The organism is Pseudomonas sp. WS 5021 (assembly GCF_012985535.1).
Lineage (GTDB): Bacteria > Pseudomonadota > Gammaproteobacteria > Pseudomonadales > Pseudomonadaceae > Aquipseudomonas.
In genome coordinates, this window is sequence record NZ_JAAQWP010000002.1 from 234,294 (window position 1) to 248,203 (window position 13,910).

General features: G+C 63.2%; 13 protein-coding genes. 9 read left to right on the top strand and 4 right to left on the bottom strand.

The annotated features are described in order from the left end of the window. Positions 1–14 precede the first annotated feature (14 nt). Positions 15–1,430, top strand: a complete 1,416-nt coding sequence (locus HBO19_RS07400) for a glycerol kinase (protein WP_169952974.1) — start codon at positions 15–17, stop codon at positions 1,428–1,430. Positions 1,431–1,434: 4 nt separating this feature from the next. Here the strand turns inward: HBO19_RS07400 and HBO19_RS07405 are convergent, their stop codons facing one another. Continuing rightward, positions 1,435–2,214, bottom strand: coding sequence for a DeoR/GlpR family DNA-binding transcription regulator (locus tag HBO19_RS07405; RefSeq protein WP_169952976.1), 780 nt, complete (start codon positions 2,212–2,214; stop codon positions 1,435–1,437). 387 nt (positions 2,215–2,601) lie between these two features. Here HBO19_RS07405 and eutH point away from each other — a divergent pair, with 387 nt between their 5' ends. The 5 genes from eutH to HBO19_RS07430 all read left to right on the top strand — a co-directional run bounded on the left by eutH (position 2,602) and on the right by HBO19_RS07430 (position 8,791). Next, entirely contained in the window at positions 2,602–3,846 is a 1,245-nt protein-coding gene (eutH, locus tag HBO19_RS07410; protein WP_169952978.1) for an ethanolamine utilization protein EutH, read from the top strand. A 57-nt stretch (positions 3,847–3,903) separates the two neighbouring features. After that, positions 3,904–4,260, top strand: coding sequence for a DUF1937 family protein (locus HBO19_RS07415; protein WP_170041228.1), 357 nt, complete (start codon positions 3,904–3,906; stop codon positions 4,258–4,260). A 127-nt stretch (positions 4,261–4,387) separates the two neighbouring features. Then, positions 4,388–4,894 carry a sigma-70 family RNA polymerase sigma factor gene (locus HBO19_RS07420; RefSeq protein WP_169952982.1) on the top strand — a complete coding sequence of 169 codons (507 nt, stop codon included), beginning with the start codon at positions 4,388–4,390 and terminating at the stop codon, positions 4,892–4,894. Next, positions 4,891–5,856, top strand: a complete 966-nt coding sequence (locus tag HBO19_RS07425) for a FecR domain-containing protein (protein ID WP_169952983.1) — start codon at positions 4,891–4,893, stop codon at positions 5,854–5,856. Before HBO19_RS07420 ends, HBO19_RS07425 begins: the two co-directional genes overlap by 4 nt. Before the next feature lie 97 nt (positions 5,857–5,953). Beyond that, on the top strand, positions 5,954–8,791 hold the full coding sequence (locus HBO19_RS07430) for a TonB-dependent receptor (protein ID WP_170041229.1): 2,838 nt from the start codon (positions 5,954–5,956) through the stop codon (positions 8,789–8,791). 10 nt (positions 8,792–8,801) lie between these two features. Here the strand turns inward: HBO19_RS07430 and HBO19_RS07435 are convergent, their stop codons facing one another. Then, complete coding sequence (locus HBO19_RS07435) at positions 8,802–9,611, bottom strand: helix-turn-helix domain-containing protein (RefSeq protein ID WP_170057187.1); 810 nt, start codon at positions 9,609–9,611, stop codon at positions 8,802–8,804. 112 nt (positions 9,612–9,723) lie between these two features. Here HBO19_RS07435 and HBO19_RS07440 point away from each other — a divergent pair, with 112 nt between their 5' ends. Continuing rightward, positions 9,724–10,035: a DUF2834 domain-containing protein gene (locus HBO19_RS07440; RefSeq protein ID WP_169952989.1), complete on the top strand. Its 312-nt coding sequence runs from the start codon at positions 9,724–9,726 to the stop codon at positions 10,033–10,035. After that, entirely contained in the window at positions 10,032–10,463 is a 432-nt protein-coding gene (locus HBO19_RS07445) for an MAPEG family protein (RefSeq protein WP_169952991.1), read from the top strand. Before HBO19_RS07440 ends, HBO19_RS07445 begins: the two co-directional genes overlap by 4 nt. Before the next feature lie 50 nt (positions 10,464–10,513). Here HBO19_RS07445 and HBO19_RS07450 read toward each other — a convergent pair whose 3' ends face one another. Beyond that, positions 10,514–10,798 carry a hypothetical protein gene (locus HBO19_RS07450; RefSeq protein WP_170057188.1) on the bottom strand — a complete coding sequence of 95 codons (285 nt, stop codon included), beginning with the start codon at positions 10,796–10,798 and terminating at the stop codon, positions 10,514–10,516. 295 nt (positions 10,799–11,093) lie between these two features. On the opposite strand from HBO19_RS07450, the gene HBO19_RS07455 reads away from it, so the two are divergent. After that, a complete protein-coding gene (locus tag HBO19_RS07455; RefSeq protein ID WP_170057189.1) occupies positions 11,094–11,828 on the top strand; it encodes a tellurite resistance TerB family protein in 735 nt (244 codons plus the stop codon). A gap of 47 nt (positions 11,829–11,875) precedes the next feature. Here HBO19_RS07455 and HBO19_RS07460 read toward each other — a convergent pair whose 3' ends face one another. Continuing rightward, a complete protein-coding gene (locus tag HBO19_RS07460; protein WP_169952994.1) occupies positions 11,876–13,906 on the bottom strand; it encodes a PhoX family phosphatase in 2,031 nt (676 codons plus the stop codon). Positions 13,907–13,910 lie beyond the last annotated feature (4 nt).

Sequence of the window (13,910 nt, forward strand, 5' to 3'; positions counted from 1 at the left end):
GAGGAGTCTTAAACATGCGGATTGCCGCGCTCGATCAAGGCACCACCAGCACCCGCGTGTTGGTGGTGAGTGACAATGGGTCAGCTGATATCCAGCTCTCGTTGCGCCATCAGCAACACCATCCCCATCCTGGTTGGGTGGAGCACGATCCACTGGAGCTGCTCAGTAACCTGCAGCGTTGCCTGGAGGCCACCGGCCAGGTGGACGCCATCGGCCTTGCCAACCAGGGCGAGAGTTGCCTGGCGTGGGACGCCCAGACCGGCGAGCCGTTATCCCCGGTGATCGTCTGGCAAGACAATCGCACCTGGGCCGAAATCGCCCAGTTGCGCGGCGACGGCGGCGAGGCCCTGACCCTGGAGCGTGCGGGTTTGCCCCTGGACCCGTATTTCTCGGCGAGCAAGCTGGCCTGGATCGTGCGCAACCTGCCAGCCGCGCAGAGCGCATTGCGCGCCGGGCGGCTGCGCCTGGGCACCACCGATGCGTACTTTCTCGACCGCCTGACCGGGGTCTTCGCCACGGACGTCACCACCGCTTCGCGCACCTCGCTGATGAACCTAGCGACCGGGCAGTGGGACAGCCAGCTCTGCGAGCTGTTTGGCGTGCCCATGGAAACCCTGCCGCAGATCCGCGACACCGTCGGGCACTTTGGCGAGATCGGCGCCACGCCGGTCACCGCCTCGATTGTCGACCAGCAAGCCTCGCTCTACGGCCATGGTTGCCGCAATGAGGGCGACGCCAAGATCACCTACGGGACCGGGGCGTTTGCCCTGACCGTGACCGGCGAGCAGATCATCCGCGCCCCGGAAAAGGGCCTGCTGGCGACCATCGCCTGGCAGATCGACGGCAAGCCCACTTACGCCATGGACGGTGGTGTCTACGATGCCAGCGCAGCCGTGGAATGGGCCGGGCGGCTTGGCTTGTTCAGCGATTTTTCGGAGCTGGCGGCATTCGACGAAGCACCGGCCATTGGCCGCCAACTGGCGTTTGTGCCGGCGTTGTCCGGCCTCGCTTGCCCGCACTGGGACCGCAGCGCGGCAGCCCTGTGGGTCGGCATGAATGGCAGCACCACGCGCCAGGATATGTGCCAGGCCGTGCTTGAGGGTGTGGCATTGCGCAGTGTGGAAGTGATCAGCGCAATGGACGGGTTTCTCAGCGTCACCGATCACCTGTCCATCGATGGCGGCCTGGCGCGCAGCCCCTATTTTGCGCAGTTTCTCGCCGATGCCTTGCAGCGCTGCATCGTCACCCAGCGCTTCGATGAGCTGACCGCATTCGGCTGCGCAGCGCTGGCAGCCAAAGGCCTGGGCGTGGCGCTCAAGCCGCCGCGCAATACCAGCACCAGCTATCACCCCAAAGTCAGTGCCGCCCAGGCCCAGCAGTGGCGGGCCACGTTCAGCGATGCGGTGACGCGCTGCCGCGACTGGCGCTGAGCGTTTACCACTCCGGCCGGGTCAGGGCAGGGGCTTCCAGGACTTCAACCTGGGCTTCGGCCAGGGCCTTGGCCAGTTCGCCCAAGGGTTTGCGGTCGATGATCAGGCGGTCGATGCGCTCCAGGGGGAATACCTGGAACAGCGCACGCTTGCCCATTTTCGAGGAGTCGGCAATCACCGTGAGGTAGCGCGTGCGGGCGATCATGGCGCGGGTGATTTCCGCTTCCTCGATGGAAAAGTCAAAGGCGCCGTCGGTGTTCAAGGCGCCAATGGTGACCACCGCATGCTCAGCGTTGAACCGGGCGATCTGCTCCATGGCCAGGGCGCCGATGTTCTGTTCCGATTCGGGGCGGTATTCGCCGCCGATCATGAACACGCGATTACCGCTGGCGCCAATGGCGGCGGCGATCAACAAGGAGTTGGTGATCACGGTGATGCGGTTGAGCCTTGCCAGTTCACGGGCAAAGAACAGGGTGGTGGTACCGGTATCGATCAGCAGGCTGTCGCCCGGCGCATAGAGCCCGGCGGCGAAGCGCGCCACTGCACGTTTCTCCTGGGAGAATTCATTCATCCGGGTCTGGAAGGCGTTCTCGTGCTCGCCGCTGGGCGGCAGCGAGGCGCCGCCATGGAACTTGGTGACCTGGCCATCTTCGGCCAGGGCCGTGAGGTCGCGGCGAATGGTCTCTTGCGAAGTGCCGAGGGTGCGCGCCAACTCGTCGACCGAGATGCGTTCACGCTGGCGTAGCAGTTCAAGGATATGTTGGCGTCTTTCATTGGGGCGCATGGGCAACCATCCTCTTGATGCTACGTGAATGCGCCACGGCGGCGCAGTGCTGTTACCGAGGCACTCAAATGATGCCCCGCCAGTAAGCGGCGGGGCGCGTGGGCGCCAGTGGAGGTGGTGTGAACTTGGTATTGGCGTTTGCCGTTCACGGCCGTAGAGTCCGCTGCCTTGAAAGGTGTGATCAGAGATTACGCAATAGAGTTGACCGATTCCAGTGTGTTTAACCCGCAAAACCACAAAAAACACACGATTGGCATGGGAAGTGGTTAGTAATAGGGTGTGAAAGCGCCACAAATGGGGCTGTAAAACGCGTTTGGCCAATGGAGCGACCGAACTGGGGCGTACTCCTACAACAACAATTGATTCAGTACAGATGGAGCGAAAGCAATGGCGGAATTCGGCAATTACGTTATTTACCTGATCATGATCGGCGCGGTGGTTGGCGCGTTTGCATCCGTGATCAAGCCGGACAGCGGCCTGGGCAAGGAGTTTGTCAACGGCATCCACTCCATTGGCCCGGTGTTCCTGGCGCAGGCGGGCATCATGGTGGCGATCCCGTACCTGTCCAAATTCATCGAGGTCGCACTGGGGCCGTACTTCGGCGCGATGGGTTCCGACGTGTCGATCGCGGCGCTGTCGATCATCGCCGTGGACATGGGCGGCTACCAGTTGGCCGATGCCCTGGCAGCGAACCGCGACATGTGGATCACCGCCATGATCGTTGGCTATACCTCCGGCGCGACCATCGTCTACCTGATCCCGGTCGGCCTGATGATGCTCGAACGCAAGGACCACAAGTACCTGGCGCTGGGGGCCATGGCCGGTTTGATCAGCATCCCGTTTGCGGTGCTTGCGTCGTTGATGATGATCACCGCCTTCAACCTGCCGGTGCGGGATATCGTTTCCACCACCTCGCCGGCCCTGCATTACCTGAGCCTGGGGTTTGTCGACTGCGTGCGCTTGCTCGCGCCATTGTTTGTGTTCTGCTTCCTGCTGGCCGCCGGCCTGCGCTACCGGGCGGCGTGGATGGTGGCCGGGTTCCTGGTGTTCGGTAAGTTGATGGATGCCTTTATCAAGATCGTCCTGGCGCTGGCCATCGTCGAGCACTTCACCGGGTTCTTCATGAAGAACTTCGGTGTGTGGGGCTTCGACCCGATGTTCGCCGACGAGAAGGAGCTGTTCCGTGCCATCGAGATTGCCGGCTACATCGGCATCATGCTCGCCGGTACGTTCCCGATCTGCTACCTGTTCAACCGCTACTGCAAGAAACCCATGGAAGTGCTGGGCAAGCACATCGGGCTGTCAGCCGATGGCGCGGCGGCGTTTGTCATGGTGTTTGCCAACATCATCGCGGTCTACCACCTGTTCAAGAAGATGAATGCCCGGGACAAGGTCTTGTGTGTGGCCCTGGGTGTCTGTGCGCAGGCCACCATTGGCGACCACCTGGCCTTTACCGCGAACTTCCAGCCGACGCTGATCATGCCGATCCTGCTGGCCAAGTTGTTTGGCGGCCTGCTCGCAGTGGCGATCGCGATCAAGATCTCGGTGCCCGCCGCCCAGCGTTACGAAGCGCAGGAACGCGAGCGCGAAGAGGCCGATGAGGCCGGCGTGCCGGCTGCGCAGGCGGTGTGACCCTGACTCTTTAATCCACGGCAAGGGCGCGTGCCCTTGCATTGCCTTGAGGTAACAATGAGAAAGATTTTTCTGGCCTGCCCCTACAGCCATGCCGATGCGTCAGTGACCCACGAGCGTTTTATCCAGTGCAACAAGGTGGCGGCCATCATCATCGAGTCGGGTCATGGGGTGTTCAGCCAGGTGTCCATGTCGCACCCGATCAACCTCGCGTTCGAAGGCAAGGACAGCGCCACCATCGGCAAGCTGTGGGCGCCGGTGGATGCGCTGTTCATGGACATGATGGAAGAACTGATCATCCTTGACCTGCCGGGCTGGGACCTGAGTTCCGGGATCAAGCGCGAGATCGAATTCTTCAAGAACCGTGGGCAGAAGGTCAGCTTGTGGTCCGAGGTCCACGCCGAGTTCAACTAATTCCCCCGGCAACGCAAAACCCCTGTGGGAGCGGGCTTGCCCGCGAGTTAGCAGTCGAGACTGTACAAGCGTCAGGTCAGGATATTAAAATGAGAAGTATTATCATTAACTGCTCATTGGACCTGACATGTACGACGACAGTCTCGTCTCGCCCGTCGAACAACTCTACACCCGTCACCATCTCTGGCTGCGCGGCTGGTTGCGGCGTCGCCTGGGGCACAGCGCCGATGCCGAGGACCTGGCGCACGACACGTTCATCCGGGTGTTGCGCACGCAGCAGGACGTGCGGGAGCTGCGCCAGCCCATGGCATTTCTGGCCGCGATCGCCAATGGCTTGCTGATTAACCGCTGGCGGCGCCAGGCGATTGAGCGGGCTTACCTGGAGGCGCTCGCCGCCCGTCCGGAAGGTGAGGAGCCGTCGCCCGAAACCCGTTACTTGATGATCGAGACCTTGCTACAGCTGGACTCGCTGCTGGTGGGGCTGTCGATGCAGGTGCGCAAGATCTTCTTTTTGTCCCAGCTCGACGGCCTGACGTACCCGCAGATCGCCACGCAGTTGAACTTGAGCGTGGCCCAGGTGCAGCGGGCGATGGGCAAGGCTTTCAGTGTGTGCTACGCGAGCCGTTTCGAATGAATGGCAAGCCGGTTGCACCGAAAGTCCGCGAGACGGCCATCGACTGGATCGTCCGGTTGCAGTCCGGGATGATGAGCCCGGACGAGCAACAGGCGTTGCAGCATTGGCGCCAGGCAAGTGCCGAGCACGAATACGCTTGGCAACGCGTCGCCAGCTTGCCGCTGATGCTTCAGCCGGGGGCCAGCCTGTTGGCGGATGTCACCGCACGACGCGCGCTGGAGGCAGCCGGGGCTGATCCGGCGCGGCGCCGGCAGGTGCTCAAGTGCTTGCTGGGGTTGGGCTTGCTCGGTGGTTTGTCCTGGCAGGGCGCGGAATCGACCCTTCTGCGCGCAGCCTTTGCCACCTACCGCACGGCTACCGGCGAGCGCCGCCGCTGGACCCTGGCCGATGGCAGTTCTCTGTGGTTGAACACTGCCAGCGCTGTCAGCCTGGACTTTAGCGCGCAGCTGCGCCGCGTGCAGTTGATCGAGGGCGAGGTGGCGCTGGATGCGCGCGTTGAGTCGCGCCCACTGCAACTGCTCACAGCGGATGCGCTGCTGCGCAGCCACGATGCCAATCTGCTGGTGCGCCATGATCAGCAGGGCACGTGGATTACCGTATTGCGCGGGCTGGTGGAGGTGAGTTCGCCGCGCCACCCGGCACCGGTATCAGTAGCGGCAGGCTGGCAGACCCAGGTCGATCGCCAGGGTGTGGGTACGCCACGGCAAACCGATGGATTTCTGGCCCAGGCCTGGCTGCGCGGGATTCTGCCTGCCGAGCGCATGCGCCTGGATGTGCTGCTGGCCGAGTTGTCCCGTTACCGGCCGGGCGTCTTGCGATGCAGCGAGCAGGTCGCGGGGTTGCGCGTGACGGGCAGCTTCCAGCTCGACGACACCGATGCCGCGCTGGCGTTGGTGGCCCATGCACTGCCGGTGCGTATCGAGCGGCGTACCCGCTATTGGGTGACTGTGGTGCCGGCCTGAACATTTATTTACGTTCTCTGCGCAGTTTTTCAAAACTCGCTTGGCCTATAGGGATAACCCACCGAAACAGGTGGGCCTTCACCTCTAGGAGCCCTGCATGATTTCTCCCGCAAGTGTCTTGCGCACCCGCACATTGGGTCTGCTGTTACTCAGCCTGCAACCGCTGTACAGCACGGTAGTTTTCGCCCAGGCCGAGCGCCAACCCTACAGCATCGAAGCCGGCCCGCTGGACCAGGCACTCTCGCGTTTCGGCGTGCAGGCGGGTATCAGCATGGCGGGCAGTTCGACGCTGACGGCGGGCAAACGCAGCAACGGCCTGCACGGAGATTTCAGCACCGAGGCCGGCCTGGCGCAGTTGCTGGCAGGCACCGGCTTGAGTTTTCAGCGCCAGGCCGATGGCAGCTTCGAACTGCATCCAGCGACCAGTGCGTTGGTGCTGCCGTCGCAGAAAGTCACTGGCGATGACCTCGAGAAAAAAGCGGTGTACACCGCCCCACGTTCGTCGGTGTATATCTCCAACGAAGAAGTGCGCCGCTTTGGCGTGATCTCCGTCGGCGACCTGCTCAAGGGCCAACCGGGGGTGCAGGTGGGTGACAGCCGCAATGGCGGTGGCCTGGATGTGAATATCCGCGGGATCCAGGGGCAAAGCCGGGTGGCGGTCACGGTCGACGGTTCGCAACAGGCGCTGGATGTCTATCGCGGCTATGCGGGCACGCAACAGCGCAGCTACATCGACCCCGACCTGATCAGCGATGTCGCCATCGACAAAGGCCCCAGCCTGACGTCCAGCGCCATCGGCGGCACGGTGGCGATCCGCACCCTGGGGGTCGATGACATCCTGCGTGACGGCAAGAACGTGGGCCTGCGCCTGAAGGGCGATCTGTGGAACAACGGCGTCGAGCCGGCCTCGCGCAACGGCCATTCGACCACCGAGAACCTGTACTCCGAGCCGCACCAGAACCGTGGCGGCCTGTTCGGTTCCGACTCGGAATCGGGCAGCGCGGCGTTTGCCTATACCCACGATCTGTTCGATGTGGTGGCCGCCTACGCCCATCGCAACCAGGGCAACTACTTCTCCGGCAAGCACGGCCAGGACCGCTACCGCACCTTTGACCGCTATGGCCGCGAAAACATGACGGTGGCCACCACCTACAACGCCGGCGAAGAGGTGCTCAACTCCTCGGCAGAGACCGAGTCGATCCTGCTCAAGACCACCCTGCGCCCGGCCGACGACCACACTTTCGACTTCGGCTACAGTCGTTACGATGGGCGCATAGGCGAGATCATGCCCTCGGACATCTTCCGTTTCGGCACTGGCGGTATCTACCAGTACCCGCGCGGCAGCACCAAGATCGACACCTACACCGCCCGTTATCACTACCTGCCCACGGGCAATATGCTGGTGGACCTGACGACCAGCCTGTGGATGACCGATGCCAAGACCAGCCAGTTGACCTCGGTGCTGGCGCCCAAATCCCAGGCCTATCGTTCGGACCGCAACTGGACGCGCCAGCACGACCGGCGCATCGGTGGCGAGCTGGCCAATACCTCGCGTTTTGACACGCACTATGGCGATTTCAAACTGGACCTGGGCGGCTCGTTCCAGCTCGAGGAACTGCAGCCGCAAAAGAGCGTGGTCACCACACAGAACGATATCAACGCCAACCGCAGCCTGCGTGATGGTTCGCGCAAGGAGTTCAGCCTCAACGGCAAGCTCGAGTACAAGCCGGTTGACGAGCTGACGGTGTGGGGTGGCGGGCGCTATACCTACTACCGCACCAAGGATCATGTGCCGCACGCCACCGCCCAGCGCGAGGAGCGCGAGTTGCGCTACGTGAACGTGATCAAGCCGGGCAGCTACGGCAATATGCTGTGGTTCCCCGACGCCAACGGCCAATACACCGATGCCACCGACCCGCGCCTGAACAACGGGATTGTGTTCAGCGACACCAACAACCCGTTCGATGGCCCGCGCTACAACGACTACGGGGGCGTTGGCACACGGGTCTATCCGTCGCAGGTGGGCGAAGTGGTCACCGGCTACACCTATTCGGGCAAGCAGCGCGACAGCAAGGGCGCCTTTTCGCCGGCCATCGGCATCAACTACGAGATCGCGCCCGATACCTTCATCTACGCCTCGTACACCCAGGGCCTGCGCATGCCCTCGTTGTTCGAAACCAGCCAGGGCACCTTGCAGACCATGCCTGGCAAGGGCCTGAAACCGGAGCGTTCGAGCAACTGGGAAATCGGCGCAAGCACTCTGCAAAAAGGCCTGCTGGCGGACAACGACACGGCGGCGATCAAGCTGGCGTACTTCAACAACACCATCAAGAACTACGTGACCCGTTACTACGACCCAAGCCCCGGCCTGATGGGCCTGATGAACTTCAGCAATACCGACAGCTTCAAGACCAGCGGCCTGGAGCTGCAATCGAAATACGATGCCGGCTGGGTCTTTGCCGACCTGTCGTCGACCTATTACCTCAAGACCGAAACCTGCGACTCGGCCTTCGCCGCGCGCCTGCGGGCCAGTTCCACTCGCTGGCAGAAGCTTGACAACACCCCCAACTGCACCCCAGGCAGCTTCATGGGCTCGTACACCAATACCCAGAACCCGCCGCGGGTCGCCGGCAACCTGACCACGGGGCTGCGCTTCTTTGACCAGGCCCTGACCGTGGGCGGGCGCCTGACCTACACCTCGGGCCCGACCGTCACCGCCGACAAATCCTGGCAGACCGGCGCCACCACGCCGCAACTGGTCTACCGCGAAGTGGCGCTGGTGGACCTGTTCCTCGACTACAAATGGCAAGACCACACCCAGTTCAACGTGTCGCTGGATAACCTGACCAATCGTTACTACCTGGACCCGCTGGCCCAGAGCTTCATGCCGGCACCGGGGCGTACGTTGCGCATGGGGGTGGTGACCAAGTTCTGATCAGCGGCGCCTAGTGGCTCAGGGAGTGTTCGTAGGCCGCGGTCATCACCTGCCAAGTGTGGGGATTGGCCGGGATCAGGTGCTCGATGCGCAATGAGGTGACGGTGATGTCCTGGGGCATGCCGAAGGTGGTGAAGGTGGACATGAAGTCCAGCTCGCCATGGCGCGAATTGACGCGGGTCAGCACCAGTGGCGGCAGTTCATTGGCCAGGGGGGTCGAGCCTTGCGGCACCGGCAGGCTTTCCAGCAGCGTGGCCAGGGTCGGGTTGCCCAATGCTTCACGGGCAGCCCGTTGCCAGGCGAGGTTGCGGATTTCATCCGCATTGAGCAGGTAGTCGCCCAGGCCACCCGGTTGCAGCAGGGTGGTCAGCAGGTTCAGGCCTTGTGCCGCGTCTGGCGCCAAACCCACCAGGTCGAACAGCACCTGGGTGCTGGCGTTGGCGGCGAGCACTTGCCAGTGGCTCCCGAGCACGATGGCCGGCGCCGGGTTGTTGGCCTTCAGCACATGGCTGATGGCATCCCGAATGGCATCCATTGCCGGCGCGGCGAGCGGCGTGGCTTCGTAGCGCGGGGCGTAGCCGGCTGCGAGGAACAGGCTGTTGCACTGCTCCAGGGGCACCTCGAGGGCGCTGAGCAGGTTATGCAAGGTGCCAGGGCTGGCCTTGGCGCGGCCGGTTTCGATGCAACTCAGGTGGCGCTGGGAAATACCGCTGATCAGCGCCAGCTGCAATTGGCTCAACTTCGCCTGGCGGCGCAACAGCCGCAGTTGCGTACCGGCGTCGGTCTCGGGGTTGGCGCGGGGGAACGGTGGGCGGTTCATGGATGGACTCTGGCAGGGCGGGGCGGGGGGCGTCCATGACCTCGCAGGTCATTGAGATGGCGGCGACGTTATCACTAATCTGCGGCTTGCCCAATCCTGCGTGGTGGACCCTATGCACAGACCCTATATCGCCCTTGCCAGCCTGTTGGCGTTTTCCCTGTACACCCTGGGCACCTTGCTCTGGGCCGAGCAGTCGCTGTTGGCGTTTGGCCTTGAGCTGCTATCCAGGCCCGACACCGCCCAGGTGGTGATCGACCTGTACCTGATGGCGGCCCTGGCGTGTGTGTGGATGTACCGCGACGCCCGCGCCAAGGGCCGGTCGCTGGCCAGTGTGCTGCCGTATTGGCTGCTGACGGCGATCTTTGTCTCGGTGGGGCCGCTGCTGTATATCGTGGTCCACGGCTTTGCCAGGGACCGGCGATGACCAGCCTCGTGCATCTGTTTGCCCTGTGTGTGCTGGTGTTGTTCATCAAGATGTTGGCGATCTCCTGTTACCAGGGTTTTTTCCGCCTCCGGCACCGTGCGTTCAGCAATCCTGAGGATGCCGGTTTCTTCCAGCGCCCGGCCATTGCGCAGGAGCTTGCGCCGGTCAGCCGGGCGGCGAAAGCCTGGGCCAATGACCTGGAAAACATTCCGCTGTTTTTCGTCCTAGGCGGGTTATGCCTGGCGCTGGATACCAACGCCGCCGCGACGGCCTGGCTGTTCGGCCTGTTCACCGTGGCGCGGGTACTGCATACCTTGCTGTACCTGGGCCGCCGCCAACCCTGGCGCACCCTGGCCTATGGCGTTGGCCTGGCGTGCCTCTTGGGGTTGGCGGGGTTGATCGGTGCGGCGCTGTTGCCTATTCGATAGGGTATCGACCGGATACGCCGCGATCGCCGGCAAGCCGGCTCCTATAGGGGCTAGACGAAGGCCTGGCGGCTGAATCCGCGTGGCAGGCGTTGCAGGCCGGGCAGGGCGGTCAGGCGTTGGGTCCAGGCGCTGCGCCAATCATTGCTGGTGGTGTTGGACTTGGCTTTGCGCGATGCGCGGCGGGACGCGTTGCGCTGGTTGCGGCGGGCTTCCTTATAGGCATCGGTGTTGCGGCAGGTGCGGCATTTGACCCGGTTCAGTTCCACCGTGGACGTGAGGTTATTGCCGTGATGGCCGCAAGCGAGGTGCCCTGCGACCTTGAAGTGAGTGACCATGTCAGCGTCTCCTTCTGTGAGGGTTCGCGGCACCGCAAATCTGTAGATGCTCGCGCTCAAGGCCAGGCCGATTGAAGCCGTGCCCTTATATTTCCGACCCCACGGGCGGGCTGACGTTCACCGCAAGCCGTGGCGCGCTGAATCTGAACAATTCTCACGGTTGTGATAGGCCTGCGCCGGGTTTGCGGGGGGGCAGTCAGCTCGGCAAACCAGCGCCTGCTGGGCGGTCTTGGCGTTATAGGCGCCAGGGACTATTGTTGGTTGTCTGGCGCACAGCCCATAGGAGGGCGATACCATGAACACCAGTGCTCTACTGGAACAACTGCTACGTGCAGGTCAAGCCTCGATGTCCCAGCAAGGCGGTTCGGCGGCACCCCAGGGCGGCGCGGGAGGGCTCGGTGGGTTGGGCGGCCTGCTCGGTGGTTTGCTCCGGGGCGGCGGCTCCGCTCCTTCTGCGTCGGGCGGTGGCGGCCTGGGCGATCTGCTCGGTGGCCTGGGCGGTATGTTGGGCGGGACCCAGGCGGGCGGTTCGACCCCGACCCGTAGCGGCGGCACCAACTATGCGGCCCTGGCGTCGTTGGGGATGATGGCATTCCAGGCGTATCAAGCCTGGCAACGCCAGCAGGCCTCTGCGCCGCAGCAGGCCTTGCAGACGGTTGATCAACTCTCTGGCGCCGAGGTCGATGCCCATAGCCATGCGGTACTGCGCGCATTGATCGCGGCGGCCAAGGCGGATGGGCGGATTGATGAGAAGGAAAACGCGTTGATCTCCCAGGAGTTCGGACGCCACACCGACGATCCGGACTTGCAACAATGGCTCGACGATCAAGTCGCCAAGCCCTTGGATGCAACCGACTTTGCCGAATATGCCAATGACCCGGCGGTGGCCGCCGAGGTCTACCTGGCCAGTGTGATGCTGGTGGATGACCAGCAGGTCACCGAGCGCAACTACCTCAATGAATTGGCCGATGCCCTGGGTATCAAGCCTGAATTGCAACTGCACCTTGAACAGCAAGCCAAACAGGCCTGATCCACAAAGACAGCGAAGCAGGAGCCTGGCCGGCTCCTGCATGTTGGTCAGATCGCCAATTCCCCCCCATCTGCCCGCTGGATCACCACCGTGGACGCCCGCGCCCGTACTTTGCCTACGGTGACGTCGGTTGCCACGTTAGTGGATGGCCAGTTGCTTGGATGCTGGATGTTGATAAACACCGTCTTGTTGTCCGGCGTGAAGGTCACCCCGGTCACTTCCGAACCATTGGGCCCAACGAAGAAGCGCCGCAGGTCTGCCTGGTTCTGTGCGTTGACCGGCACTTGCTTACCCTGGGCGTCGACCATATTGGTGGGAATCACCACCAGCATCTGGTCGTTGGTGTAGTCGGTCAGGGTTTTTTCGCCGTTGTCGGTCTGGATCCACATCACGCCACGGCTGTCGAATGTCATGCCGTCGGGGCTGGCGAACTGATTCAGTGCGGTCAGGCCCGAGCGGTTGAGGTCCGGAGTGCCGGCAGCGTTGGCGCCAAATACAAAGATGTCCCAGGTGAAGGCCACTTGGTTGTCAGCGTCATGCCAGCGGATGATGTGCCCGTGCTTGTTGTTCACCCGCGGGTTGGCGGCGTTGGCCACGGTACGGCTGGTGTTGTTGGTGAGCGTCAGGTACACGTCGCCATTGAGCGGGTTGACCGAGGTCCATTCCGGACGGTCCATCGGCGTGGCGCCCAGGGCGTCGGCCGCGCCACGGGTGTTGAGGATGATCCCCGGCAGGTCGGTGAACTTCGCGCCCAGGGTACTGCCATCGAGCGTCGGGCTGGCCACGTCGAGCAGCAACCAGTTGCCGCTGCCGTCGGCATTGAAGCGCGCCACGTAGAGTTTGCCGCTGTCCATGTACTTGGCGCCGGTGGCCAGGCGGTCGCTGGGGTTGGCGTCTGCCGGGTCCCACAACGCGGTGGAGACGAATTTGTACAGGTACTCGTTCTGCGAGTCATCGCCGCTATAGAACACCACCGGCTTGCCGGCGGTGGTCAGGCCCGGCCAGCACCCTTCATGGCGGAAACGGCCGAGCGCGGTGCGTTTCACCGCACGGGTTGCGGCGTTGTACGGGTCGATCTCGACGATGTAGCCATAGGTGCTGGCTTCGTTGCGGTAGTCGTCGGTGGCCGTGGCGCCGCTTGGGGTGACGTTGAAACGGCTGAACTCGCCGTTCACTTCGCTCGGGTCACCCGCGACACTTTCCCAGCGATAGTTGCCGTTGCTGGTGCCCACGCCGATGCGCACCTGGTCGGCCGGGCGGTTGCCGCTGCGGTTGACGAAAATCCCTGGCCAGTTTTCTTCGCAAGTCAGGTAGGTGCCCCACGGTGTGTAGCCATTGCCGCAGTTGTTGTTGGTGCCGCGGGTCTGGGTGCCGGTCGGCGAGAACTTGGTCTTGACGTGCTCGGTGCCTTTCATCGGGCCCGCCAGGTCCATCAGCGTGGCCGAGGTGAAGCGACGGTTCAGCGGGTCGTTTTCCATCACCTGCCAGCGGCCGTTGACTTTAGTCACGCGCATCACGCCCGCGCCGTGGGCGTTGATTTCCTTGCGCACTTCTTCCACCGGGCGTACGCCGCCGATCAGGGTCGCGCCGTTGGGGTGCAGTTCGGACTGTTCGATGTATTCGTGGTTGATCGCGATCAGGCCGTCAGTGGAGCTGCCATTGATCGGGAAGAAACGCATGCCATCGTGGTTCATGCCGACCGAGTTGGCCTGGTCGGTCGAGGTATTGGTGCCATCGCTTTTCCACGGTGCCGCATTGCTGTTGAGCGGCGTGCCCCATGGCGCGAGGATGTGCGCGGTGTAGCCGGCGGCCACGGTGCAGCCGTCGGTGCGCGAGCCGGGGATCGAGTTGAAACCCAGCTTCAGCGCAGGTTTGGTGGGCTCGGTCGGGGTGTCGTGGTCAGAGCCACCGCCGCTGTCAAAGCAGCCCGTCAGGCCGGTGCCGGCAATCATGGCGATCGCGGCGCCGAGTCCGCCCCGTACCACACTGCGGCGGCTCAGGTAGGCAGTGAGTACCGATTCCATCGGCTCATTGAGGCTCAGGTTGCGATTCTGGTTGTCGCCAGTCTCTCGACTCATTTCA